General features: G+C 62.0%; 25 protein-coding genes. 13 read left to right on the forward strand and 12 right to left on the reverse strand.

Annotation, left to right across the window (positions count from 1 at the left end):
• Window positions 1–84: 84 nt before the first annotated feature.
• On the reverse strand, window positions 85–723 hold the full coding sequence (locus GGR20_RS10365) for a carbonic anhydrase (protein WP_183311172.1): 639 nt from the start codon (window positions 721–723) through the stop codon (window positions 85–87).
• 73 nt (window positions 724–796) lie between these two features.
• On the opposite strand from GGR20_RS10365, the gene GGR20_RS10370 reads away from it, so the two are divergent.
• Window positions 797–1,003, forward strand: a complete 207-nt coding sequence (locus tag GGR20_RS10370; protein WP_183311173.1) for a DUF1737 domain-containing protein — start codon at window positions 797–799, stop codon at window positions 1,001–1,003.
• Here the strand turns inward: GGR20_RS10370 and GGR20_RS10375 are convergent.
• Window positions 1,000–1,572, reverse strand: coding sequence for an NUDIX domain-containing protein (locus GGR20_RS10375; protein ID WP_183311174.1), 573 nt, complete (start codon window positions 1,570–1,572; stop codon window positions 1,000–1,002). The two genes, GGR20_RS10370 and GGR20_RS10375, sit on opposite strands and share 4 nt — an antisense overlap.
• Window positions 1,573–1,933: 361 nt before the next feature.
• Between GGR20_RS10375 and sdhC the strand changes: the two genes are divergently transcribed.
• From sdhC to GGR20_RS10400, 5 genes are all read left to right on the forward strand, one after another.
• Window positions 1,934–2,320, forward strand: a complete 387-nt coding sequence (gene sdhC, locus GGR20_RS10380; RefSeq protein WP_183311175.1) for a succinate dehydrogenase, cytochrome b556 subunit — start codon at window positions 1,934–1,936, stop codon at window positions 2,318–2,320.
• 1 nt (window position 2,321) lies between these two features.
• The gene (gene sdhD / locus GGR20_RS10385; RefSeq protein ID WP_183311176.1) at window positions 2,322–2,714 is read left to right on the forward strand and encodes a succinate dehydrogenase, hydrophobic membrane anchor protein; all 393 of its coding nucleotides are present in this window, start codon (window positions 2,322–2,324) and stop codon (window positions 2,712–2,714) included.
• Between the two features lie 7 nt (window positions 2,715–2,721).
• Window positions 2,722–4,533, forward strand: coding sequence for a succinate dehydrogenase flavoprotein subunit (gene sdhA, locus GGR20_RS10390; RefSeq protein WP_183311177.1), 1,812 nt, complete (start codon window positions 2,722–2,724; stop codon window positions 4,531–4,533).
• A 124-nt stretch (window positions 4,534–4,657) separates the two neighbouring features.
• Window positions 4,658–4,948, forward strand: coding sequence for a hypothetical protein (locus GGR20_RS10395; protein ID WP_183311178.1), 291 nt, complete (start codon window positions 4,658–4,660; stop codon window positions 4,946–4,948).
• 63 nt (window positions 4,949–5,011) lie between these two features.
• Window positions 5,012–5,794 carry a succinate dehydrogenase iron-sulfur subunit gene (locus GGR20_RS10400; RefSeq protein WP_183311179.1) on the forward strand — a complete coding sequence of 261 codons (783 nt, stop codon included), beginning with the start codon at window positions 5,012–5,014 and terminating at the stop codon, window positions 5,792–5,794.
• A 72-nt stretch (window positions 5,795–5,866) separates the two neighbouring features.
• Here the strand turns inward: GGR20_RS10400 and GGR20_RS10405 are convergent, their stop codons facing one another.
• The 3 genes from GGR20_RS10405 to GGR20_RS10415 all read right to left on the reverse strand — a co-directional run bounded on the left by GGR20_RS10405 (window position 5,867) and on the right by GGR20_RS10415 (window position 9,175).
• Window positions 5,867–7,141, reverse strand: a complete 1,275-nt coding sequence (locus tag GGR20_RS10405) for a hypothetical protein (protein ID WP_183311180.1) — start codon at window positions 7,139–7,141, stop codon at window positions 5,867–5,869.
• Window positions 7,142–7,213: 72 nt separating this feature from the next.
• A complete protein-coding gene (locus tag GGR20_RS10410; protein ID WP_183311181.1) occupies window positions 7,214–8,164 on the reverse strand; it encodes a DMT family transporter in 951 nt (316 codons plus the stop codon).
• Between the two features lie 81 nt (window positions 8,165–8,245).
• Complete coding sequence (locus GGR20_RS10415) at window positions 8,246–9,175, reverse strand: tyrosine recombinase XerC (RefSeq protein WP_183311182.1); 930 nt, start codon at window positions 9,173–9,175, stop codon at window positions 8,246–8,248.
• A gap of 105 nt (window positions 9,176–9,280) precedes the next feature.
• Between GGR20_RS10415 and GGR20_RS10420 the strand changes: the two genes are divergently transcribed.
• From GGR20_RS10420 to GGR20_RS10450, 7 genes are all read left to right on the forward strand, one after another.
• Window positions 9,281–11,449: a primosomal protein N' gene (locus GGR20_RS10420; RefSeq protein WP_183311183.1), complete on the forward strand. Its 2,169-nt coding sequence runs from the start codon at window positions 9,281–9,283 to the stop codon at window positions 11,447–11,449.
• A 366-nt stretch (window positions 11,450–11,815) separates the two neighbouring features.
• Window positions 11,816–12,376, forward strand: a complete 561-nt coding sequence (locus tag GGR20_RS10425) for a F0F1 ATP synthase subunit delta (RefSeq protein WP_183311184.1) — start codon at window positions 11,816–11,818, stop codon at window positions 12,374–12,376.
• Entirely contained in the window at window positions 12,376–13,911 is a 1,536-nt protein-coding gene (gene atpA / locus GGR20_RS10430; protein WP_183311185.1) for a F0F1 ATP synthase subunit alpha, read from the forward strand. The genes GGR20_RS10425 and atpA overlap by 1 nt, the downstream gene beginning before the upstream one ends.
• A 22-nt stretch (window positions 13,912–13,933) precedes the next feature.
• Window positions 13,934–14,821, forward strand: a complete 888-nt coding sequence (locus tag GGR20_RS10435) for a F0F1 ATP synthase subunit gamma (RefSeq protein WP_183311186.1) — start codon at window positions 13,934–13,936, stop codon at window positions 14,819–14,821.
• 21 nt (window positions 14,822–14,842) lie between these two features.
• Window positions 14,843–16,282 (forward strand): F0F1 ATP synthase subunit beta, encoded by a 1,440-nt coding sequence (atpD, locus tag GGR20_RS10440; RefSeq protein WP_183311187.1) that lies wholly within the window; start codon window positions 14,843–14,845, stop codon window positions 16,280–16,282.
• Between the two features lie 88 nt (window positions 16,283–16,370).
• A complete protein-coding gene (locus tag GGR20_RS10445; RefSeq protein WP_183311188.1) occupies window positions 16,371–16,796 on the forward strand; it encodes a F0F1 ATP synthase subunit epsilon in 426 nt (141 codons plus the stop codon).
• Window positions 16,797–17,005: 209 nt separating this feature from the next.
• The gene (locus GGR20_RS10450) at window positions 17,006–19,171 is read left to right on the forward strand and encodes a methyl-accepting chemotaxis protein (RefSeq protein WP_183311189.1); all 2,166 of its coding nucleotides are present in this window, start codon (window positions 17,006–17,008) and stop codon (window positions 19,169–19,171) included.
• A 5-nt stretch (window positions 19,172–19,176) separates the two neighbouring features.
• Here GGR20_RS10450 and GGR20_RS10455 read toward each other — a convergent pair whose 3' ends face one another.
• The 7 genes from GGR20_RS10455 to rsfS form a co-directional block, all read right to left on the reverse strand.
• On the reverse strand, window positions 19,177–19,866 hold the full coding sequence (locus tag GGR20_RS10455; RefSeq protein ID WP_183311190.1) for an aspartate/glutamate racemase family protein: 690 nt from the start codon (window positions 19,864–19,866) through the stop codon (window positions 19,177–19,179).
• 8 nt (window positions 19,867–19,874) lie between these two features.
• Window positions 19,875–20,414 carry an RNA pyrophosphohydrolase gene (locus GGR20_RS10460; protein ID WP_183311191.1) on the reverse strand — a complete coding sequence of 180 codons (540 nt, stop codon included), beginning with the start codon at window positions 20,412–20,414 and terminating at the stop codon, window positions 19,875–19,877.
• A gap of 66 nt (window positions 20,415–20,480) precedes the next feature.
• Window positions 20,481–21,629, reverse strand: coding sequence for a divergent polysaccharide deacetylase family protein (locus tag GGR20_RS10465; protein ID WP_183311192.1), 1,149 nt, complete (start codon window positions 21,627–21,629; stop codon window positions 20,481–20,483).
• Between the two features lie 131 nt (window positions 21,630–21,760).
• Window positions 21,761–23,194: a S41 family peptidase gene (locus GGR20_RS10470; RefSeq protein ID WP_183311193.1), complete on the reverse strand. Its 1,434-nt coding sequence runs from the start codon at window positions 23,192–23,194 to the stop codon at window positions 21,761–21,763.
• Window positions 23,195–23,201: 7 nt separating this feature from the next.
• Window positions 23,202–24,608, reverse strand: a complete 1,407-nt coding sequence (locus GGR20_RS10475; protein ID WP_183311194.1) for a murein hydrolase activator EnvC family protein — start codon at window positions 24,606–24,608, stop codon at window positions 23,202–23,204.
• A gap of 101 nt (window positions 24,609–24,709) precedes the next feature.
• Entirely contained in the window at window positions 24,710–25,192 is a 483-nt protein-coding gene (gene rlmH, locus GGR20_RS10480) for a 23S rRNA (pseudouridine(1915)-N(3))-methyltransferase RlmH (protein WP_183311195.1), read from the reverse strand.
• Between the two features lie 15 nt (window positions 25,193–25,207).
• Window positions 25,208–25,555, reverse strand: a complete 348-nt coding sequence (rsfS, locus tag GGR20_RS10485) for a ribosome silencing factor (protein WP_246349552.1) — start codon at window positions 25,553–25,555, stop codon at window positions 25,208–25,210.
• Window positions 25,556–25,640: the final 85 nt, after the last annotated feature.

Raw genomic sequence — 25,640 nt, forward strand, 5'->3', positions numbered from 1 at the left:
GCAAGTATCGGGCAAAAGCGCGACAAGCGATCGCGCACAAATCAAGCGAGCACGCGATCCTTGTCCATGCGCCGGAGCAGGCGTTCAGAGCTGGGGGCGGATGAAGTCGCCGTTATTGTCCATGATCCACAATTCGCCGGTCGAAATGTCGAACCAGGCGCCGTGCACCGCCAATTGCCCATCATTTTCGAGCGATTTGACGTAAGGAAAGGTGCGCAGATTGCGGATGGAGTTGCGAATCGAGATCCGCTCCATGGCGGTCTGGCGCTCCGCCTCGGTCATGCTGGTATTCTGGCCAAGCTGACCGGGAAGGTCACCCAGCATGCTCATCCACTTGCCGATGAAGTCGCCACTGTCGAGCGGCTTCATGTGTGGATCGAGCGCGGCCTTGATGCCCCCGCAGCGGCCGTGACCCATGACCACGATATTGGAAATTGAAAGACCCTTGATGGCGAATTCAATGGCGGCGGATGTGCCGTGCTGCCCGCCGTCCGGCTGATAAAGCGGCACCAGATTGGCGACATTGCGCAGAACAAACAGTTCACCGGGACCGGCATCGAAGATCATTTCGGGCGCCGCGCGGCTGTCGCAGCAGGCAATGATCAGCGTTGTGGGCTTCTGGCCGGTCTCGGCCAGATCGCGAATGCGTTCTTTCTCCCGGGCATAGCGACCGGACATGAAATTGGCGTGGCCATCGAGAAGATGCTGAGGAAAGCTGTGCATGTCGTTTCGATTAGCTGTAAGAGGCGAGAAGATCAATCACCGGCGCTGGGACGTCGGCACATGGGGGATATGCATGCTGATCTACCGATTGCTCACCGGCGAAGATGACAGCGCCTTTTGTCACAAGGTGACCAAGGCACTCTCCGAGGGGTGGCAGCTTCACGGCAGCCCGACCTATGCCTATGATGCAGTGTCCAAGAAAATGCGCTGCGGGCAGGCGGTGACACGCACCGCCAAGGACCAGCCTTACGATCCGGACAAGAAGCTCGTCGACTTTTAGGCACGCTGCAGCGCCAGGTGCTGGAGCAATATGATGGTTTTGGCATCCACGATTCGGCCGTCACGGGTCATGGCGAGAGCCTGAGAGAAATCGAGCTCGACCAGCTCGATTTCCTCGCCTTCATGTTCGAGTCCCCCACCGGCATGGCGCAATGTATCTTGGTCGTAGAGACCCAGGAACAGGCTGACCTTTTCGGTCAGCGAACCGGGGCAGGAATAGATGTCGCAGACATGCCGAACGTCCATGGGGTCGTGACCGGTTTCCTCAAGTGCTTCGCGGGCGACTGCAATGGCTGGCGCCTCACCATCAAGCAGACCAGCGCAAACTTCGAGCAGGTCGGGCGCGTCCCCATTGAGCAAAGGCGGCAGGCGAAACTGTCGGACCAGCAGGACCGTGTCGCGTGCAGGATCGTGCAGCAGCATGGCGGCGGCGCTGCCATGGTCATAGACTTCGCGCTCGAGCCGCTGCACCGTGCCCGACTTGTGCCGGTAGTCCAGCGTCACATTGGACAGGGTGCCCCAGTTCTTCACCAGCAGCTTGGCGCTAATAATGGATATGCGATCGGTCATGCGGTCCCCGCGAAGAATGCCGGGACCGCATAAACCTTCATTGATGCGATGAAAAGCGCCGCAGGCCCCAGTATGTTGCGGCGAGAAACCCTAGAACTCGTTCCAGTCCTCAGCGGCCGCACCCTTTCGCCGCCTTTTGCACCTTGCCCGTCTCAGACGTTGGGTGCCTGCCGCCCGGCAGCACCACTTCGCATCTCGAACATGCTGTGCGCTATACGAACAAAGTGCGGATTGCGCCGAAAGTTGCACGTCAGGGTGGCTTGAGGGCTTTGATTTGGTAACCAATGGGCGCTAAACGTTCGAACCATTCCAAACTGGACGCGGCACCGCGCCCGCATCAGGAAAGGCCCCGGAGCGCCCCATGTCGGTCAGAGCCCGCCCCACTTCTCCGCATCTGCAGATTTACCGCTGGACCGTCACCATGGCGATGTCCATTCTCCACCGCATGACCGGCATCGCCAATTATGCCGGCATGGCGTTGCTCGCCGTGTGGTTGCTTGCCGCTGCGCTTGGTCAGGATGCGGTGACGCAGGTCAATTACATCTTTGGCAGCTGGTTCGGTCAGCTGGTGCTGTTCGGCTTCACCTGGAGCCTAGTGCATCACATGTGCGGGGGACTTCGACACTTCGTGTGGGACACCGCCGCCATGATGGAGCCGGACCAGCGTGAAGCAATTGCCTGGGCCACGATCATCGCCTCGGTGATCATCACCCTTCTGATCTGGACCTTGTTTGTGTGGATGGCCTGACATGCGCGAATCCGTGATCACCACCGAAACCATTGCCAATCCGAAGTCACGTTATGGCAGTGCAAACGCCTCTACGCGCCATTTCATCACCCAGCGGGTAACGGGCGCCATCAACATTCTGTTTCTTGCGCTGCTGCTTTTCATCGTGGTGCGCCTGGCCGGGCAGGACCGCGCCGATGTGGTGGGGCTGCTGGGGCGGTGGTGGATCGGCGTGCCCTTTGCCGCTCTGATCGCCAATGTTGCCATCCACATGCGCAATGGCATGCGCGATACGCTGGAGGATTATCTCGCCGGCTCGATGTATCGCCTGGCCATGCTGCTCAACACGCTGTTCTGCCTCGCCGTAGCCCTGCTGGGCGCTGGCGCCGTGCTGAAAATCGTCTTCTGGGGTTGATCGAAAAATGGCTGCATACGAACTGATCGACCACGAATTTGACGTTGTGGTGGTAGGGGCCGGTGGCGCCGGGCTGCGCGCGACGCTGGGCATGGCCGAGCAGGGTTTCAATACCGCCTGTATAACCAAGGTCTTTCCCACCCGTTCGCACACCGTGGCGGCGCAGGGCGGCATTGCCGCTTCGTTGCAGAATATGGGCCCAGATAGCTGGCAGTGGCACATGTACGACACCGTGAAGGGGTCGGACTGGCTGGGCGACAATGACGCCATGGAATATCTGGCGCGTGAGGCCCCGGCGGCGATCTACGAGCTCGAGCACTATGGTGTGCCGTTCAGCCGTACCCAAGAGGGCAAGATCTATCAGCGCCCGTTTGGCGGCCATATGACGGAATTTGGCGATGGCCCGCCGGTGCAGCGCACCTGCGCCGCCGCCGACCGGACGGGCCATGCGATCCTGCACACGCTGTATGGACAGTCATTGCGCAATGACGCGCAGTTCTTCATCGAGTATTTCGCGCTCGACCTGATCATGGGCGAGAATGGCGAATGCCAGGGCGTCATCGCCTGGAAGCTCGACGATGGCACGCTGCACCGGTTCCGCGCCAAGATGGTGGTACTGGCCACCGGCGGCTATGGCCGCTCCTACTTCTCGGCGACCTCGGCCCATACCTGCACCGGCGACGGCAATGGCATGGTGGCCCGCGCCGGCCTGCCATTGCAGGACATGGAATTCGTACAGTTCCACCCCACCGGCATTTATGGCGCCGGGGTGCTGATTACCGAGGGCGCACGTGGCGAGGGCGGATATCTCACCAATTCGGAAGGCGAGCGCTTCATGGAGCGCTATGCCCCCAATGCCAAGGATCTGGCGTCGCGCGACGTGGTTTCGCGCTGCATGACGCTGGAAATCCGCGAAGGGCGTGGCGTGGGTCCGAAGAAAGACCATATCTATCTGCACCTGGATCATCTTGACCCCAAAGTGCTGCATGAGCGCCTGCCGGGGATTACCGAATCGGCAAAGATCTTTGCCGGGGTGGACCTCACCCGCGAGCCAATCCCGGTGCTGCCGACCGTGCACTACAATATGGGCGGCATTCCCGCGAACTACCATGGCGAGGTGCTCAACCCGACCGCTGAAGACCCAAACCGCATCGTGCCGGGCCTGATGGCGGTGGGCGAAGCGGCCTGTGCCTCGGTGCATGGTGCCAACCGGCTGGGGTCGAACTCGCTGACGGACCTGGTGGTGTTCGGTCGCGCTGCGGCGTTGCGCGCCGGCAAGGTGCTGGACAAGGCCGCGCCGGTGCCGGGCATCAACGCAAGCGAAGACGAAAAGATTCTGGCGCGCTTCGACCGGTTGCGCCATGCCAATGGGTCTCAGCCGACCGCCAAGCTGCGCGATGAAATGCAGCAGACCATGCAGGCGGATGCCGCCGTGTTCCGTACCGAGGCTTCCCTCAAGAACGGCGTTAAGGCGATGGGCGAAATCTATTCGCGCATGCCCGACGTCAAGGTGACCGACCGTTCGCTGATCTGGAATTCGGATCTGGTGGAAACGCTGGAGCTGGAGAACCTGATGACCTGCGCCATGGCTACGGTGGTTTCCGCCGAAGCCCGGCACGAGAGCCGCGGTGCACATGCGCATGAGGATTATCCGAACCGCGATGACCAGGAGTGGCGCAAGCATACGCTGGCGACGGTGGATGTCGCCTCGGGCGCGGTGGAACTGAGCTACCGTCCGGTGATCGTGGATCCGCTGACACCGCTCGACCAGGGCGGTATCGACCTCAAAAAGATCGCGCCCAAGGCGCGCGTCTATTAGGGGCGGGCGATGTGCCATCTGTGCGAAGAGCGCAGTTACGACAGTTTTCGGTCGGCGCAATCTGCTCCGGCCGAGCAGGAACAGGGTAGGCGCATGCAGGCCAGCCCAAAAGCCGGAGCCGACGATGCGAAAGTTTCTCCTGGGATTGAGTCTGGTGGCGTCGAGCACCCTGGCGGTGATGGCGGCTCCGCCCACCGCTGCCCAGAAGGATGAATTCTACTCGGTCTGCTTGGGCATTTCGCAGAATACCGAGCTGTGCCGCTGCAAGGCGGATGCGGCCATGACCCTGATCGACGAGCGCTTCATGGGTGTAGTGATCTCCTCGATGAAGGGCGGTTCGCCCGCTGCCGCCGACTACGATGCCTATAATAGCTATGTCGCCCGGTCGAACCAGGTCTGCAAGCCAAACTACTGAGCGGCGACACCAAAATTTGCCTTGGGGTCCGCGACCCCGATGTTGAGAAGGAAAGAGCGAAAAATGGCCGAACTGACTTTGCGCAAGGCCGATCAGCCGCAAAAGGGCAAAACCTGGCCCAAGCCTGAGGGCGCAACGCGCCTGCGCGAATTCCATGTCTATCGCTATGATCCGGACAAGGCCGACAATCCGCGGATAGATACCTATTTCGTCGATCTCGACAATTGCGGGCCAATGATCCTGGATGCCCTGCTCTATATCAAGAACAATACCGACCCGACCCTGACGCTGAGGCGCTCCTGCCGTGAGGGTATTTGCGGGTCCTGCTCGATGAATATCAACGGGCTCAACACGCTGGCTTGCACCAAAGGCATGGATGACAGTTCCGGCCCGATCAAGATCTACCCGCTACCGCATATGCCGGTGGTCAAGGATCTCGTTCCGGACCTGACCAATTTCTACGCCCAGCACCGGGCCATCGAACCCTGGCTCAAGACCACTTCGCCCACACCGGAAAAGGAATGGACGCAGTCGGTCGAAAACCGGGCCAAGCTGGACGGCTTGTATGAATGTATCCTGTGTGCCTGCTGCTCTACCTCCTGCCCGTCCTATTGGTGGAACGGCGAGAAGTACCTGGGCCCCGCGGCGCTGCTGCAGGCCTATCGCTGGCTGATCGACAGCCGCGACGAAACTCAGCCCGAGCGCCTCGACAATCTCGAAGACCCGTTCAAGCTCTATCGCTGCCACACCATCATGAACTGTGCCAAGGTCTGCCCCAAGGGGCTCAATCCGGCCAAGGCCATCGCCCAGATCAAGAAGATGATGGTGGAGCGCAAGGCCGCCTGATCGGTCGATCAGCGCTGACACGAAAAACGGCGGGGTCCAGCCCCGCCGTTTTTTTTCAGCACCTTGATCGCCTTATCGCAGGGTGATCTTGCCGGCCTCAAACAGAGCCCGGCAATCGTCGGCGTCGCGTTCGCTGTCGCTGTCGAGCAGGGTTGTCGCCGCGCCCGGACCTTCAAAGCGCGGGTCATCGCAAATGTCGTCATCGGCGTAGGATGAGCTATTGTCGCCAAACACCACGCCGGTGCTGTCATAGGGGGCGCCGAGCACATAGTCGGGCCGGTAAACCGGCTTGATGGAGACCTCGCCATTGGCCTCCAGCGCCTGGCAGTCGCTGGCATCGGCCATCACATCTGTGCTGTTGAGCTTCTTGGCCATGCCGGGACCGGTGAAGCGCCAGTCATCGCATTGACCGTCATTGGCCCATTTGGAGGTGTCCGAACCATAGTCGAAGGCACCGACTGCGCCGGCGGTGGATTTCAGCGTGGCGGTGCCGGCGAGGAACGCCGCGCGGCAATCGCTGGCATCATGCAGGCGGTCGGCATCGATCGGGTCGGTGACCACGCCAGGGCCGGTGAAGTCGGGATCGTCACATTCCCCATCATTGGCCCAGGTGCCGCTATCATCACCAAAATCGATGCGGGCGGCGATCTGTTCGAGCATGCTGGCCGGAACTGTGGTGACCGGAGTGGCATCGGGGTCGACCAGCGTGATGGTGCCATCTTCGTAGGCGAGGCGGCAGTCGGAGGCGTCGCGCAGAATATTGGTGTCCGACAGCTCGCTCGCCATGCCGTCTCCGGCAAAGCGCGGATCGTCACATTCCAGGTCATTGGCCCATTCGGAGGTGTCGTCGCCGAAGTCGATATCGCCGATCATGGCAGGGTCACCATCGCCGACCAGCGTGATGTTCCCCGCTTCATAGGCTGTGCGGCAGTCGGTGGCGTCGCGCCCGATATCAATGTCTTCGAGTTCGACCGCCATCGCCGATCCGGCAAAACGCGGATCGTCGCACTCACCGTCCCGGGCCCAATCGGACGTGTCGTCGCCAAAGTCGATGGCGGAGACATCTGCGCTGTCGCCAGTGTCCGGGGTTGCCAGGGTGATGGAGCCGGCGTCGTACAAGGTGCGGCAATCGGTGGCGTCGCGCGCTACGTCCCGATCTTCAAGTTCGACGGCCATGCCAGTGCCAGCAAATCGGGGATCGTCGCATTCGCCATCATTCGCCCATTCCGAGCTGTCATCTCCGAAGTCGATCTCGTCGGACGACTGTGCCAGGGCTGGGGCTGAAAGGGCCGCAACCAGGATCAGAACCAGGCTGGACGCGGCCAGCCCCTTGTTGATTGTACACATTGCTCGTCTCCCTCAGGGCGTTCTCGTCACCTTTGGGTACATCTTAGCGCGGCTTGGCAGCGGCCAGAAGGGCTAAAGCTGGGCCAGCCTGGCGCGGTTGGTCGATTCGAGCCGGGCGAATAGCCAGGAACCGGCCAGCACCATGGCGGTGCCCGCCGCGTGAAACAGGGTGAATTGCTCACCCAGGATGAAAACGGCCAGGACGATCGTGACGATCGGGCCGAATGAGGCGGTCGAAGAGGTGGCGCGGGCGCCGATGCGGGCAATGCCAGCATTGAGCAGGAAAGACGGCAGAACAGTACCGAATATGCCCAGCATGAAACCGAGAAGCCAAACTTCTGCATTGTATTGCAGATAGCTTTGCGCACCATCGACCATGAGGCTTTGCCCAATGGCGAGCAGGGCTGCTGTCGACATGCCGATGCAGGTAAACAGGGCCGAGCCCAGCACCAGCATTTGCCGCTTGGCTAGGTGCTGGTAGAAAGCGAAGGTGATGGCTGATCCCAGCACCAGGGCGGTGCCCAAAAACAGACCTTCGGGCCGCACCGTGAGGTTCCAGGCAAAGATCACGAGCAGGCCACCATAGCTCAGGCCCATGGCCGGAAGCAGATTCCAGCTCATGCGGTCACCGAAGAACAGCACGCCGAACAACAGTACGAAGAACGGATAGGTGAACAGCACCAGTCGTTCATATTGCGCGGTGACAAAGGCCTGGCCGGCGAAATCGAGATAGCTCGCGACATAATAGCCCAGTATCCCTACCGCCATGGTGGCCAGAAGGCGTCTGGGCGTGATGAGGCCGCGCAATTGGGGATTGCGCCGCAGCAGGGAAAGCAGGATCACCAGATAGACGGGCAGCGCCACCAGCATACGCAGGGCCAGTGTCGCTTCGGTGGAGACGCCCTGCGCAAAGGCGAGCTTGATGAAGATGCCCTTGGTCGAAAACAGGGCTGCACCAGCGAAGGCCAAGCTATAGCCAATAGTGTCGATCGCAGGGGCGGTACGGGTCGATCCGTCGGGCATCGCAGGTTGTCCTTTGATCCAGCTTTAGGCTCAGCGCTTGCGCTTTGAAAGCCGGATCACGGCAAATCCGTCTACCTGGGGTCAGCTGCGCGGATGGGCCTTGGTATAGCTATCGAGCAGACGTTCGGTATCGACGGCGGTGTAGATCTGGGTGGACGAGAGGCTGGCATGACCCAGCAATTCCTGAATGGCGCGCAAATCTCCACCCTTGCCCAGCAGGTGGGTGGCAAAGGAATGGCGAAGCGCGTGGGGGGTGGCCGAGGGCGGCAGGCCGAGGGCCCCGCGCAATTGGGCCATGCGCAACTGAATCAGCCGGGGCGAGAGCACGCCGCCGCGCACGCCACGGAACAGAGCATCCTCGGGCCAGAGCTTGAACGGGGTCAGCGAAAGATAGGTGTCGATGGCCTGCCGGACTGGTGCGATCAGCGGCACCATGCGCACCTTGCCACCCTTGCCGGTGACCCTGAGCGTATCGGCCTCCAGATCCGCCTTGGTCAGCGCCAGGGCTTCTGAAATACGCAGGCCCGCGCCATAGCACAGCGAAATGACGGCCATATCGCGCGCTGCCACCCAGGGGCGGTCTTCGATCTCATCGGTGGTGGCAATGGTCTTTTTTGCTTCCACCACGCTCAGGGCCTTGGGCAGGGAGCGCGGGATTTTCGGGGTGCGAATAACATTGAAGGCGTCAGTGACCAGGGTGCCCTCGCGCTCAAGAAAGCCGAAGAAGCTTTTCAAAGCCGAGAGCACACGCGCCAGCGAGCGCGACCCCAGGCTTTCGCTGCGGCGTCTGGCCATGAAGGCGCGGATATCGGCGCCACGCAGCTCCTTTAACGATTCAAGTGTCACCGGACCGCCCATATGACCGGAGAGAAAGCCCATGAACTGGCCCAGATCGCGCCCATAGGCTTCGAGCGTTTTGGGTGCCAGGCGGCGCACCGAACCCAGTTCGCGCAGCCAGGCGTCGATACGGGCGCGGACAAATTCATCAGTGGCAAAGGCGCTATCGGTCATGGAACGCATCTTGTGGCCCGTTCGGTAAATCCGGTCTTAAGTCCGGGCCTAGCCGAATCGCGGTGCTTTCCTATCTAAAAGAACATGCGAACAGAACAGGCACAAATGATCGATCGTCCAGACATTGTCGCAGTGATGGTGGGAGTGGCCGTGGAGGGCCCCTATAGCTATCGCGTGCCTGCAGGGATGAGCGTGACGCGCGGCTCCATCGTGGCCGTGCCGCTGGGGCCGCGGCTGATCCTGGGCGTGGTCTGGGGGCCGGCCAAGGACATGATTGCCCATAACCGGTTGCGCGAGATTGCCCAGGCCTATGACGTGCCGCCACTGTCCGAAGAACTGCTCAAACTGGTCGAATGGGTGGCGCGCTACACGCTGACGGCACCGGGCCAGGTGCTGCGCGGCGTGCTGCGTTCGCCCGAAGCGCTCGATCAGCCCAAGCCGGTGATCGCCTATCGGCGCACCGGGCATGAGCCGGAAAGGCTGACGCCGGCGCGCCTGCGGGTGCTCGATTGCCTGATGGATGACATGGCCTGGCCCAAGCCGGCGCTGGTCGGGGCCAGCGGGGTGTCCAGCTCGGTGATCGACGGGCTGGCGCGGGCCGGGGCGGTCGAAAAGATCGAAATGCCGGCTCCCCCGGTGGTGATGCCTCCCAACCCGGACGACAACCCGGCGCAGCTCAACCCCGAACAGAAACAGGCGCTGGACCAGATCCTGGCGCTCGATGTGAACGCCTTTGGCGTGGCGCTGCTCGATGGGGTGACCGGGGGCGGCAAAACTGAAGTGTTTTTCGAGGCAGTAGCCGATACGCTCCGTGCGGGGCGGCAGGCGCTGGTGCTTTTGCCCGAGATTGCCCTGACCAATACCTTTATTGACCGCTTTACCCGGCGCTTCGGGACGAGGCCGGCGGAGTGGCACTCGGACATGACGCCGGCGCAACGGGCCAAGGTGTGGCGTGGCGTCCTTGAAGGATCGGTTCGGGCCGTGGTGGGCGCGCGCTCAGCACTGTTCCTGCCGTTTCGGCAACTCGGGCTGATGGTGCTCGATGAAGAGCATGACGGCGCCTACAAGCAATCGGACGGCTTTACCTATCATGCGCGCGACATGGCCATTGTGCGCGCCAATCTGGCCCAGGCACGGGTGGTGCTGTCCTCGGCGACGCCATCGGTCGAATCACGCAATAATGCCAATCATGGCCGCTATGCCCATGTCACGCTGGAAAGCCGGTTTGCCGAAGCGGCCATGCCTGACGTTACGGCCATCGACATGCGGACCGACGGGCCGGAAAAAGGCGAATGGATCGCGCCCGCCCTGGCAAGGGAAGTGTTTGCGGCGCTCGATCGGGGTGAACAGGCGCTATTGTTTCTGAATCGGCGGGGCTATGCACCACTGACCCTGTGCCGCTCCTGCGGGCATCAATATCAATGCCCGGACTGTTCGAGCTGGATGGTGGAACATCGCTTTCGCGGCGTGTTGACGTGTCATCATTGCGGGCACGAAATGCGCACGCCAAAAGTGTGCGGGGAATGCGGCGACACCGAGAGCCTGGTGGCAGTGGGGCCGGGTGTGGAACGGGTCGCCGAGGAAGCGGCGGCGCGTTTTCCCGATGCGCGGCGGGTGCTGCTCTCCACCGATATGGGCAGCCATGCCCAGTTGCGCGAACGCTTTTCGGAAATCGAGCGCGGCGAGTTTGATCTGATCATTGGTACCCAGCTGGTTTCGAAGGGGCACCATTTCGAAAAGCTGTCGGTGGTGGGTGTGCTCGATGCCGATCTGGGGCTGGCGCATGGTGATCCGCGCGCGGCGGAGAAGACGTTTCAGATCTTGACGCAGGTGGCCGGGCGGGCCGGGCGGGCCTCGCGCCATGGTAAGGCGTTCCTGCAAACCTACCATCCCGACCATCCCGTGATGAAGGCGATGGTTTCGGGGGACCGCGAGGCTTTCTATGCGCAGGAATTGATAGCGCGCGAGGCCGGCGGCATGCCGCCCTTTGGGCGGTTGGCGGCGCTGATTGTCTCGGCCAATGCGCAGCAGACGGCGATGGGTTTTGCCCGAACCCTGCTTTCGGCAGCGCCAATGGCCGAGGGAGTACGCCTGTTCGGGCCGGCCGATGCGCCCGTCGCCATGATCCGTGGGCGGCACCGGGTGCGGCTGCTGGCCCAATCGGGCAAGGATTTTGACCTCTCGGGTTATGTGCGCTTCTGGCTCAGCAATGCGGACAGGCCGAAGGGGGATTTGAAGGTGCAGGTGGATATCGATCCGATGAGCTTCATGTAGCGGGGCGGGGGGCATGTTCCTGCCAGCCACAGGCTTCGTGGCCTCCTCGCCTCAAACCACGCCACTGGCGAGATTTGCCCCACAGCTTTCTGCCATTCGAGCGTAGCTCTCATGGCCTTCTCGGCTTGAAAGGCTCCACAGGAGCCTTTCATCCTTCGGACCGCCTTCGAAGTGCGACACTTTCGACATGGTTGAATCCGCCCCCGGAGCCTTGCGTGGCGCGCGCGGCTTGTGATAGAGCGGGCGCGACTTTTCAGGGGTCCGGCTCGCGGCCCGTTTCCGAGCACGTCCAAGCGTTCATAAGCCGTCCGGGTTTCGGTCAACGAAGCCTAAAAGAGGATCGGCCAACAAGAGGGTGAAGCGGCATTGGCAGCGCAGAATTCAGTGCTTACCCAGATTGCGCGGCCATATGCGTCGGCGCTGTTTGATCTCGCACAGAGCGAGAACCAATTGGCTTCGGTGGAAACCGGGCTGTCCGACATTTCCCGACTGATCGGCGAAAGCGACGACTTTTCGCGCTATTTGCGGTCCCCGGTGATTTCCGGCGACGTGAAAGCCGCGGCACTCGACGCGATTCTGGCCAAGGCCCAGGTCAACCCGCTGGTGGCCAATTTCCTGCGCCTGGTCGCCGCTAACGGGCGCTTGTTCGCCCTGGACAATATTATTGCCGTATTCCGCGAGCTGGCCGCTACCGCCCGCGGCGAGACCACGGCCGACGTCACCTCCGCCGCGCCTTTGACGGATGCGCAGGCCCAGGCCCTGGCTGAAACGCTCAAGGCCAAGCTGGGCAAGACCGTGACGCTCAATCAATTCGTCGATCCCTCGCTGATCGGTGGCCTTCAGGTGAAGGTCGGCAGCCAGATGATCGATAGCTCACTCAAGACAAAACTCGCTGCGATGAAAATCGCCATGAAAGAGGTCGGATAATGGACATCAAAGCCGCGGAAATTTCTGCGATCCTCAAGGACCAGATCAAGAATTTCGGCCAGGAAGCCCAGGTTTCCGAAGTTGGTCAGGTGCTCTCCGTCGGCGACGGTATTGCCCGCGTCTATGGCCTCGACAACGTGCAGGCTGGTGAACTGGTCGAATTCCCCGGTGGCGTTCGTGGCATGGCCCTGAACCTCGAAACCGACAATGTCGGCGTCGTGATCTTCGGCAATGACCGCGCCATCAAGGAAGGCGATGTCGTCAAGCGCACCGGCGCTATCGTGGACACGCCCGTTGGTCCGGGCCTGCTCGGCCGCGTGGTCGATGGTCTGGGCAACCCGATCGACGGCAAGGGTCCGATCGAGCACACCGAGCGTCGCCGCGTTGACGTCAAGGCGCCAGGCATTCTGCCGCGCAAGTCGGTGCACGAGCCGATGTCGACGGGCCTCAAGGCTATCGACGCGCTGATCCCGATCGGCCGCGGTCAGCGCGAGTTGATCATTGGCGACCGTCAGACCGGCAAGTCCGCGATCATTCTCGATACTTTCCTCAACCAGAAGCCGGCTCACGACGCCGATGCTTCGGATACCGACAAGCTGTTCTGCATCTATGTCGCCGTCGGCCAGAAGCGCTCGACCGTGGCTCAGTTCGTCAAGCAGCTCGAAGAAGCCGGTGCCCTGCAATACTCGGTGGTGATTGCCGCGACCGCTTCGGAAGCCGCCCCGCTCCAGTACATCGCCCCGTTCACCGGCTGCGCCATCGGCGAGTGGTTCCGCGACAATGGCAAGCATGCCGTGATCGCCTATGACGATCTGACCAAGCAGGCCGTCGCCTATCGCCAGCTTTCGCTGCTGCTGCGCCGTCCGCCGGGCCGCGAGGCTTATCCGGGTGACGTGTTCTACCTGCACAGCCGCCTGCTCGAGCGCGCCGCCAAGATGAACGAAGACCATGGTCTTGGTTCGTTGACCGCGCTGCCGGTGATTGAAACCCAGGCCAACGACGTGTCGGCCTATATTCCGACCAACGTGATCTCGATCACCGACGGCCAGATTTTCCTTGAGACCAACCTGTTCTTCCAGGGCATTCGCCCGGCCGTGAACGTGGGTCTGTCGGTGTCCCGCGTTGGTTCGTCGGCCCAGATCAAGGCGATGAAGCAGGTTGCCGGGTCGCTCAAGGGCGAGCTGTCGCAGTACCGCGAAATGGCGGCCTTTGCCCAGTTCGGTTCCGACCTTGATGCTGCAACCCAGCGTCTGCTCAACCGCGGCGCCCGTCTGACCGAGCTGCTCAAGCAGCCTCAGTTCAGCCCGCTCAAGACAGAAGAGCAGGTGGCCGTGATCTTTGCCGGCGCCAACGGCTATCTGGACTCGATCCCGGTCAACAAGGTGAATGATTTCGAGCAGACCGTATTGAGCGCGATGCGCTCGAAATATTCGGCCATCCTGTCGACCATCGCCACCGAGAAGGCTCTGAGCGATGACACCCGCAGCCAGCTCAAGTCCGCTCTTGACGAGATCAAGAAGACCTACGCGGCTTAAGCCCTGAAGGAGACGACAGGCCATGCCGTCGCTAAAGGACCTAAAAAACAGGATCGACTCGGTCAGATCGACCCAGAAGATCACCAAGGCCATGCAGATGGTTGCGGCGGCAAAACTCCGCCGCGCCCAGGAAGCTGCCGAGGCTGCGCGCCCCTATGCTGAACGCATGGGCAAGGTGCTGGCCGCGCTTGGCGCGGTCTATGATGGACAGGAAAACGCCCCGGCACTGCTTGGCGGTACCGGCAAGGACCAGGTTCACCTGCTGGTGGTTGCCACCGGCGAGCGCGGTCTGGCGGGCGGGTTCAACTCGTCCATCGCGCGCCTCGCCCGCGATCACGCGCAAAAGCTGATCAGCCAGGGCAAAACAGTCAAAATCCTGACCGTGGGCCGCAAGGGCCATGACATTCTGCGCCGGCAATATCCGGAACTGATCGTGGATACTTTCAACTTCCGCGAAGTGAAGCAGGTCGGTTTCACCCAGGCCCAGCAAGTCGCCGACAAGGTACTTGAGCTGTTCGCCGCCGGCGAGTTCGACGTGGCTACGCTGTACTTTGCCAAGTTCGGTTCGGTGATCAGCCAAGTGCCAACGGCCCATCAGCTGATCCCGGCCAAGCTGGAAAAGCTCGAAGCCGAAGGCGAGGTCGATGCGCCAGCGGTTCCGTACGAATATGAGCCGAGCGAAGAAGCCATCGTCGAGGACCTGTTGCCACGCAACATCTCGGTGCAGGTGCTACGCGCGCTGCTCGAAAACAGCGCCTCGTTCTACGGTGCGCAGATGTCCGCAATGGACAATGCGACCCGCAATGCCGGCGAAATGATCAACAAGCTGCAGCTGAGCTACAACCGCCAGCGTCAGGCCCAGATCACCAAAGAACTTATCGAAATCATTTCGGGCGCGGAAGCGCTCTAACCCATCAGCGAGGACGAACAAATGGCAGAAAAGAAGGCCGGTCGCGTTTCGCAGGTCATTGGCGCCGTCGTTGACGTGGTGTTCGACGATCACCTGCCCGCCATCCTGAACGCGCTTGAAACCACCAATAATGGTCAGCGCCTGGTGCTCGAAGTAGCCCAGCACCTTGGCGAGAATGCCGTGCGCACCATCGCCATGGACACCACCGAAGGCCTCGTGCGCGGCGCCGAAGTGACCGATCTGGGCACCGCGATTTCGGTCCCGGTTGGCGAGGCGACACTGGGTCGCATCATGAATGTGATCGGCGAGCCGATCGATGAGGCGGGCCCGATTGCTGGTGAAGCGATCCGCGAAATTCACCAGGAAGCTCCCAAATTTGCCGATCAGAACCCCGAAAGTGAGGTTCTGGTCACCGGCATCAAGGTGGTGGACATGATCGCCCCTTATGCTCGTGGCGGTAAGGTTGGCCTGATGGGCGGCGCCGGCGTGGGCAAGACCGTGCTGATCCAGGAACTGATCAACAACGTCGCCAAGGCCCATGGTGGTTACTCGGTGTTTGCCGGCGTTGGCGAGCGCACTCGCGAGGGCAACGACCTCTACCACGAAATGATCGAATCGGGCGTGAACAAGGACCCCAAGGAAAATGGCGGTTCGGCTGCCGGCTCCAAGGCGGCTCTGGTGTTTGGCCAGATGAACGAACCGCCGGGTGCGCGTGCCCGTGTGGCGCTGACCGGCCTCACCATCGCAGAGAACTTCCGCGACAAGGGTCAGGACGTGCTGTTCTTCGTGGACAACATCTTCCGCTTCACCCAGGCCGGCGCCGAAATGTCGGCTCTGCTGGGTCGCATCCCCTCCGCCGTGGGTTACCAGCCAACCCTGGCGACCGACATGGGTGAGATGCAGGAGCGCATTACCACCACCAACAAGGGCTCGATCACTTCGGTGCAGGCCGTGTATGTGCCCGCTGACGACTTGACCGACCCGGCCCCGGCCACCTCGTTCGCCCACTTCGACGCCGTGACCGTGCTTAACCGTGCGATTTCGGAAAAGGGTATTTACCCTGCTGTGGATCCGCTGGCCTCGAACTCGCGCATTCTCGATCCGCATGTGGTTGGCGAAGAGCACTACCAGGTGGCTCGCGATGTGCAGGCAATTCTGCAGAAATACAAAGCGCTGCAGGACATCATCGCGATCCTGGGCATGGACGAGCTGTCCGAAGAGGACAAGCTGACCGTGGCTCGCGCCCGCAAGATCGAGCGCTTCATGAGCCAGCCCTTCGATGTGGCCGAAGTGTTCACCGGTTCGCCGGGCGTGTTCGTCTCGCTTGAAGACACCATCAAGGGCTTCAAGGGCCTGGTGGCTGGCGAGTATGATCACCTGCCCGAGGCAGCCTTCTACATGGTGGGCACCATCGAGGACGCTGTCGCCAAGGCGCAGAAGCTGGCCGCTCAGGCCGCCTAAGTTCGGTCGCGGGCCGGCTTGGTCCGCTCCCGTCTCGCTTATGGGGTCTGGATGAACATCCAGACCTCTCTGCCAAAGGACAAGAAAAATGGCTGAAGGCCTCCAGATCGACATCGTATCGCCAGAGCGACTGGTGCTGTCCGAGACCGTTGTGTCGGTCACCGTGCCGGGCAAGGAAGGCTATTTCACAGTGATGGACGACCATGCGCCGTTCATGACTACGCTCAAGCCGGGCTTTATTACCGTTGCCAAGTCGGGGGGCGCAGCTGACGTCTATTTCGTCAAAGGCGGCTTTGCCGATGTGTCGGCTTCGGGCCTGACCATTTTGGCCGAACAGTCGGTGCCATTCTCCGAGTTTGACCATGGCGACCTGCAGGAGCAGATCAAGGCAGCCGAGGAAGAACTCAACCGTGCGGCCACGCCGGAAGACAAGTCCTATGCCCAGGAAGTGGTATCGGCCCTGCTGAACCTGGCGATCGAATCCCAGCACATCGACGGTGCGCACGTGCACTAACCGTCTCGCAAAAACAAGAATTTTCAGCCGCCCCATTGTTGGGGCGGCTTTTTTTATGCATTTGAAATGGGCAGGTCGCCCAATACTTATGCAAGTCATTGATGTAGTTGCAGTTCTTCTTGTCTTAAACGTCTGCTTAACGCTTCGGGCGCACTCTTGCTGCCAATTGGTGATCGCCGGACAGAAGTCCGGTCTGCGGGGACAAGAAAATGACCAAGCTGCTAGGCAATCTGCGCCTGACCTTTGCCATCTCCAGCCTGACCATCGGTGCCATAGTCTTTGCCATAGTGGCGGTGCTGGTCAGCCTGTACTTCAGCCTGAGCGGATCGGTGGAGCGCGATGCCACCGCCGCTTTGACCAACACGACCCGCATCGCGGCCCAGATTTTTCAGGTCAACCTGCCCAGTCTCGAGGTGAGCGTTGGGGAGAGCGGCAATGTCGAAGCGCTGAGCGCGCGCAACATGCCCAGGTTCCGCAACCACAATGTCATTGATGCGGTGGCCGGTGTGTCCGGCGCGCATGCGGCTGTGTATGTACTCGACCCCGAAGTCAGCCCGGACTTTCTGATTGGCAGTACCAGTCTGAGTGATGCCGAGGGCGAACGGATGATGGAGATGCCCATCGTGGCGGGGACGCCGCTGTTCGACACGCTCAATGCCAATCAGTCGGTTCGCGGCGAGATGACCCTGGATGGCCGCGATCACCTGGTGCGCTACGAACCCATCGCGACGAGCGAAGGTGTGGTGATCGGGGCTTTGATGGTCCTCGTTGACAAGGCGCCCTTTGAAGCCCTGATGTCGCAGACCATGCTGGTGCTGGGCGGTACAAGCCTGTTGGCAGTTATCCTGGTGGCCATATTCGCCTTGCTTGTGGCCCGTGTGCTCACCCGCCCGATACCGCATCTGGCCGCTGCCATGGACACGATTGCCGCGGGCGATCTTGATGCTGGCGTGCCGTATACGGAGCGGCGCAATGAAATCGGGGCGATGGCGCGGGCGGTCGAGGTGTTCCGCTGCAATGGCACGGAAAAGGCGGCGCTCGACGCGCAAGCCCGGCAACACATGGCAGAAGCCGCCGATCACACCGGGCAATTGCAGGCTATCTCTCGCAGCCAGATCGTGGTCGAATTCGATCTCGACGGCACCGTGCTGACGGCCAATGAGAATTTCCTCGAGCTGCTTGGTTACCGGCTGGAGGACGTTGCCGGGCGACCCAATGCGCTGTTTCTGTTCGATGCCGAACCGACCAGCAGCGAGTACAAGACCTTCTGGCGCGAACTGGCCTCGGGGGCTTTCAAGAGCGGCGAATATCGCCGGCGCGCCAGGGGTGGCGATGAAGTTTGGATCCAGAGCACTTTTACGCCGATCAGCGACACTGAAGGCGTGCCCTACAAGATCGTGCAGTTCGCGACCGATGTGACGGCACGCAAGCAGTCGGTTGCCACCGTCGGGGCCGGTTTGAAAAGTCTGGCAGGGGGCGATCTCACCCAGACAATCGACACGACTTTCCCGCCCGAATTCGAAGACCTGCGGGTCGCCCTCAATGGCACGATCACCCGATTTGCCGACGTGGTTGGACAGTTGCGGATCACCACGCGTTCGTTGCGCGCCGCCAGCGGCGAACTGCTCAGCGGCGCCAATGACCTCAGCGAACGCACAACACGCCAGGCAGCGACCATCGAGGAAACCTCGGCGACCATGGAAGAGCTGGCCGGAACCGTGGCCAGCAATGCGGGCATGGCTGAAGAAGCTGCCGGCAAGGCGGAGACAGTGGCCAAGGCTGCAGCCGAGAGCGGTGCGGTGATGGGAGAAGCGACAGGCGCGATGGAGCGGATCACCCAGTCCTCGGCCAAGATCTCCAATATTATCGGCATGATCGACGATATCGCCTTCCAGACGAACCTGTTGGCGCTCAATGCGTCGGTGGAGGCGGCACGGGCCGGTGACGCGGGCAAGGGTTTTGCCGTGGTGGCCGTAGAAGTGCGGCGCCTGGCGCAATCGGCGGCGCAGGCGTCGTCCGAGGTCAAGGCGCTGGTGGAAAGAAGCGCCGACGAGGTGAAGGGCGGTTCAGGCCTGGTCGCTGCCGCTGGTGAGCGGCTCAAGGCCATGCTCGATGCGGTCGAGGAAAATAGTGTCTTGGTGCGGACCATTGCCCGGGCGAGCCGGGAGCAGGCCGCCTCGATCGAGGAGGTCAATACGGCGGTGCGCACGCTCGATCAGATGACCCAGCATAACGCGGCGCTGGTGGAGCAGACCAATGCGGTCATTGCCCAGACCGAAGGGCGGACGCAGACGCTGGACAGCATTGTCGGCATCTTCCAGCTCGATGGTCCGGTGGACACGCCAGAGACGGGCACGTCCTGCAGGGCGGCATAGTTCCGCTAGTCCTGGAGTGCGGCGTCCACCAGAGCCCGGGCATGCAGATCGGTGGTGTCGTAAGTAGGCAAGGCGCTGGTGGCGTCATCGATCAGCATACCGATCTCGGTGCAGCCCAGAATGACGGCCTGGGCGCCGCGCGCAGCCATGCGATCAATTGCGGTCTGGTAGGTTCGGCGCGATTCGTCGCGCACAATGCCTTTGCACAATTCCTCATAGATGATGCCGTTCAGATTGGTGTGATCCACTTCGGGCACCAGCACATTGAGGCCATGGCTGACCAGGCGCTGCTTGTAGAAGTCCATCTCCATGGTGAAACGCGTGCCGAGCAGACCCACCGTGTCATAGCCATCCCCGAGCAGGGATTTAGCGGTCGGATCGGCGATATGGATGAACGGGGTGGTGATGCCCTCGAGCATGGTGTCGGACACCACATGCATAGTGTTGGTGGCCAGACCCAGGACCCTGGCTCCTGCGCGCTCCAGGCCTTGGGCTACGGCGTTCAACTGCCGGCCGGCGGCCTCCCAATCGCCTGCGGACTGCATCTCGGCAATCGGGGCGAAATCGACCGAGTGCATGATGACGGGCGCTGAATGCAGCCCGCCCAGACGCCGTGCCATTTCCTGGTTGAGAACGCGATAATAATGGGCGCTGGATTCCCAGCTCATGCCGCCGATCAGGCCAATGGTCTTCATGGGTGGGCTCAAACGTGGGTAAAGCGTTGCGGAATGTCGCGGAACGCCTCGACGACTTTTTCATAGGCGGGGCGCTTGAATGGGACGATCAGGCTAGGGGCACGGTTGAGCTTTTCCCACCGCCAAGCGTTAAATTCGGCCGGGTGTTTGCCGCCCGCCGGTTCGGCGACGTCAATTTCAGCCTCATCACCGGTAAAGGCAAAGGCGAACCAGCGCTGGCGCTGGCCGCGATACTTGCCCTCCCAGGCCTTGCCCAAAACGTCGTCAGGCAGGTCGTAATAGATCCATTCGGGGGCTTCGGCGAGCAGGCTCACCGAGGTGATGTTGGTTTCTTCGTGCAGTTCGCGCAGAGCCGCCCCGAGCGGGTCCTCGCCCTTGTCGATCCCGCCCTGGGGCATTTGCCAAGCCGAACCATGAGCCGCCGACTGGTCCGGGTCTCCGGCCGATTTGCGATGGCCGAAAAACACATTGCCATGAGCATTGAACACGGCAATGCCGACGCAGTCGCGATAGGGCAGGGAATTTCGATCAGGCGGGGCGTCGGACATGGTGGTCGGGCCTTTATCTATCGCTTGTACCGGTCGAACGACCAGCGGTCGCCCGTGGGGGGCGCGCTATTGCATCAGGGCGCTGGCCGGAACCAGCGCAATACCCTTGGCATCGAGCTCGCGCGACCATTCGGAGACGGCCTGCACAGAGATGGGCAATGCGCTGATAATACCAAGGGCGCTGCCAGTATCCATGGCCTGGGCCTCAAGGCTGGCAAGTGCTGAGAGAATGGATGCACGGGCCGGGTTGGCGTCGATGACCTGGCCCGCGCGGCTGAAGGGCACGTTGTTGGCGCCGGCGAGTTGGGCTGCGACCGAGCGGTTGGATGAGCCATCGTCGAGATAGCCCAGGCCCCGGGCCCCCAGCTCTTCCATGATCGGCGCCATATCGGTGGCCGAGGCGGTGAAACGCGCGCCCATATTGTTGATGACGCCAAAATAGCCCCCGAAACGGGCCATCAGCCAGAACAGTTTTTCGAGATTGTTACGGGGCGTCTCGCCAGTCAGCATGGTGTGTGGGCCCGGATCGTTTTGCGGATAGTCAAAGGGCTCAAGGGGAATTTCAAGCATGACTTCGTGGCCCGCGCTGCGTGCGGCGGCAACGGTAGTGGGCAGCGAACGGCCATAGGGCGCAAAGGCCAGGGTCACCTCGCCGGGCAACTGATCGATGGTATCGAGGGACCCCTGTTCATTGATCCCGAGCCCGGTCACGACAATGGCGATCATGGGCTGGCTGGACGCGGCCAGGGTCCCGGCATCGCGGCGATAGGCCAGGAAGGGCGTGAGGCCGGTGCCGGACGTGCGGGGAATGGCACCATGCGCGGTTTCTTCGCTGAGGTCCGGCAGAATACCGAAGCTGTTCGGGCTTTGGCCTGGCGTGGGCATCGCGCTGCCCGGTGCGGGTACCGCAACCATGGAGCCATCAGCGGGGAACTGGTTCGGGTCGGCGGTGATGGTAGCCGGTCCGCTCGCGACGTTCTGGGCAATGCTATTGCCGTCGCGCGTGGAGGTGATGGCCACCTCGGTGCTGGGGCGGCCGCCATCAGGGTCTTCGACCAGGATCAGGCGCAGAGCGACCCCGCCAATGATCAGGAAAATGACTGTGAACAGCAGGCGCGCCAGCGGAAAGTGAAACCTGGCGGCCGTTTCCTGCTTCTGGCGCCGGCGCCCGGTGAGCGGAGTGGACAGATCATTGGCCATTGGCGCTTCGCTCATCCCCGGGGTGGAGCCTTGTTCCGACGCGTTCTCGATCCGCAAAGCCCCTCGCTCTATTTTGCCGGCAAGGCAGGCTGCGGGATGCGGCGCGAATCAGCTCCGCCGCATCCTCATTCTATCATGGTGCGCTGCTATTCCACCGTAGGCGGAAAGGCAGGGTCGGTCTCTTCGCCCTTGATCAGGCGGAGAGCGTATTGAAGCTGGGTGTCCTCGGCCTTGTCCGCCGGAACATAGACGGACGAGCCGACGCTGGCCTCTTCCTGGCCCTCGGCCGTAATATGGCCGTCAAGCCCGGCCTCGCCGATGATTTCGTCGCGACCCTGGAACTCTTCGGGCACAACCTGGCGCACGTCGATATCCGGGGTGATGCCCAGAGCCTGGATCGAGCGGTTGTCAGGCGTGTAATAGCGCGCGGTGGTCAGCCGCATGGCGCCGTCGGGCCCCAGTGAGATGATCGACTGGACCGACCCCTTGCCAAAGGAGCGGGTGCCGACCAGCGTGGCACGCTTGTGGTCCTGCAAGGCGCCAGCCACGATCTCGGCGGCGGAGGCCGATCCGCCATTGATCAGCACCACCATGGGCACATCGGCAATGCGCGCGTCGAGCGGATCGGGCGCGGCGTCGTAGCGGGCGCTTTCGTTTTCCGAGCGGCCACGGGTCAAGACCACGGCCCCGCGATTGAGAAAAGCATCTGCGACGTAGACTGACTGATCTACCAGTCCGCCCGGGTTGTTACGCAGGTCCAGAATGATGCCCTGGGGGGGCACATCGTTGCGTTCGGCATAGATGTCTTCAATCGCTCGTTCGATGCCGACAAAGGCCTGTTCGGAGAAGCGTGAAAGGCGCAATACGGCAATATCGCCTTCCCCTTCGGTTTCGCCACCCTCCATGCTCCAGCGCACCGCGCGCATGGAGATGATGCCGCGGGTCAACTCGAACTCGAGCGGCTCGTCGACGCCTTCACGGAACACGGTAATGGTGACCTGAGTGCCGACCTCGCCCCGCATTTTCTCGACGGCCTCGTCCTGGGTCATGCCCTGAACCTGCTGGCCATCAATCTCGATGATCAAATCGTTGGACAGGATGCCGGCGCGGGCGGCAGGCGTGTCATCAATGGGCGAAACCACCTTGATCAGCCCTTCTTCCATGATGATCTCGACGCCCAGGCCGCCAAACTGGCCCGAGGTATCCTGGCGCATATCGGCATATTCGATGGGCGGCAGATAGCCCGAATGCGGGTCGAGCGAGGTCAGCATGCCCTGAATGGCAGCGCGGATCAGTTCCTGCTCGTCGGGCGGATCGACATATTCGGCCCGGATACGATCAAAGATTTCGCCGAACAGATTGAGGTCCGAATAGATCTCCAGCGGATCGCGCGGTGCAGCGGCGCGCTCGGCGGCTGTGGGCTCTGCCTGTTCGCCGCTAGGGTTGGGCTCCAGCTGCTCTTCCACTGGCGCAGGATCTGCGGGGGCCTGGGCGAGCAATTGGTCCTGAGCGATCAGCACGGTGGCGGGCACCAGCACTGCTGCACCGAGAGCAGCAAGGCGAAGGGTGGTCAGGCGCATGGATTAATTATCCCGTTTGTTCTTGGCTGGCCCACCACCCGGCCGGGTCGAAAGGCTCGTTGTTTTCTCGCAGTTCAATATAAAGGGTCGGCTGGTCGTTTCCAGCATTGGTGCTTACGGTCCGCCCAATTGTGCGTGATCCCATGGTTCCGAGCGGCTCGCCCATCTGCACGAATTGACCAATATCGGCGGTAATGGTCTCCAGGCCAGCGAGCAGGGCGGTATAGCCGGCACCGGCATTGATAATGACGATCTGGCCATAATTGAGGTAGGGCCCCTTATAAAGCACCCAACCGTCGGCGGGGGCCAGGACCTGCGCTTCGGCGCGGGTGACGAGGGATTGGCCCTGGGCGATGCCGCCCCGCCCGTCATTGGCGCCAAAATCGACCACTGTCACCCCATTGGCAGGCGGCACCAGATAGCCATGGGCCAGCGGAAACGGCACGGCCGGCTGGGTACGGGCCGGATCGGCAAAGGCCAGTTCGATCGCCTCGGGCGAAAGCTGGGGCAGGTCAGGATCGGTGGTGGCTGGTGCGGCGGTGGCACCGGCGGCGGCTCGCTGGGACAGGGCGCCAATCAGCTCGCGCAAGGTGCTGGCGCGCTCGGCCAGGGCCACGGCCTCGGCTTGTTCAGCCTCGAGTTCGGCACTCATCTGGGTAATGCCGGCCCGGCGCGCCGCGATCAGGGTGGCAATGCGCAATTGTTCTTCCTCAAGCACCTCGTGATTGGCCTTGAGAGTTTCTTCCTCGGCCATGGCGGCCAGCTTGATGTCTGTCAGCGCCTGCAGATCGGCGGCGACCGTATCGGCCTGTTCGCGTAATTGCGGCAATATGGCAGCGATCAGCATGGCGCCGCGCGCAGAACCCAGGGCATCGCCGGGATCGACAATCAGGGCCGGAGGCGGATTGAGAGAAATGCGCTGCAGCGCGGCCAGCACATTGGCAATTTCGGCATCGGCACCATCCAGGCGACCGCGCACTTCAAGCTCACGCACGATCAGATCGGAAATGCGTTCCTCGACATCGGCGACTTCGATTTCTGCCAGCTTGACCCGCTGGGCGGCGGCGATCAGGGCGGCAGTCTGCTGGGTGCGATCCCCTTCCATGGCCGCGATCTCGGCCTTGAGGGCATCGATGCGTTCGCGGCTGAGCGAGAGGGTGGCTTCGACCTCTTCAAGGTCGGCGGCGTTGTCGTCTGCCGGGTCGGCGGTCTCATCGGCGGGCGTTGCCGGATCATCCACGGGTGTCGGCGCTACAGCCTCACTGGCCGGATCGAGCGGCAGCGAGGGGCGCAATTCCACCTCGGGTACGGTGTCGGGCGCCGTTGTCTGGGCCAAAATGGGCCAGGCCGCTGCGCCGCTCAGCAGGGCGCCCACCAGCAGGGCCGTGAAACGATGTGCCGGCCGCAAGGGCATGGCGTCTCCAGAAAAAGGGCATGGCCCGAATCAATTGGGGCACTCTAGCAAGTCCGAGGCAAACCGCCGGTTAACATGGCTTAACCATAATTCGAATTGCATCAGTCGCCGCGGTGATAGGGGTGACCCGACAATATGGTGGTTGTGCGATAGAGCTGTTCGGCCAGCATGATGCGCACAAGCTGATGCGGCCAGACCATGGGCGAGAAACTGATCACCAGATCTGCCGAGTGCACGAAATCGGGATCGATGCCATCGGCACCACCGATGACAAAACCGATGGCGGGCCGCCCGTCGTCGCGCCAGCGGCCGATCCGGGCGGCGAAACGCTCTGAATCGACGGCCTTGCCGCGCTCATCAAGCATCACGGTGAGGCCGTCGGGCAAGGCCGCGCGCAGCGCCTTTGCCTCTTCCGCCTTGCGGGCAGCCGCGCTTCCGGCGCGCGATTCATTGATTTCAGTAACGTCGAACCCCGTTAGTGCCAGGGGTTTGCCGCTGGCATTGGCCCGGTCGAGATAACGGGCCACGAGCTCTCGCTCGGGCCCGCTCTTCATCCGGCCAATGGCCGCAATCGATATGCGCATAAGATGTGATCGCGCCTAGTGCTGGTCGGCGGCGAAGTCGGCCTGCCACATCTTTTCGATGTTGTAGAACTCACGCACTTCGGGGCGGAAGATATGCAGGATCACGTCGCCAGCGTCCAAGAGGACCCAGTCGCAATGGGGCAGGCCTTCGACGCGCGGTTTGCCGTAACCGTTCTCGCGCAGGGCGGTGATGACCTGGTCGGCAACGGCGCCGACATGGCGCTGCGAACGGCCTGAAGTCACGATCATGTGGTCGGCCAGAGACGATTTGCCGACGATGTCCACCGAGACCGTTTCTTCGGCCTTGGCGTCATCCAGCGTATCGAGAATGAGGTCGATCAGGGGCTTTTGTGTGCCGGCCATGGTGGTGGGCGTGGCGGCGGAGGTGTTTTCGGGCAGCGCGGCCATCAGAAACGGCCTTCCGCCCATGCGAGTGCACGGGTCATGC

It is taken from the genome of Devosia subaequoris (assembly GCF_014197055.1).
In the GTDB taxonomy this organism is placed as follows: domain Bacteria; phylum Pseudomonadota; class Alphaproteobacteria; order Rhizobiales; family Devosiaceae; genus Devosia; species Devosia subaequoris.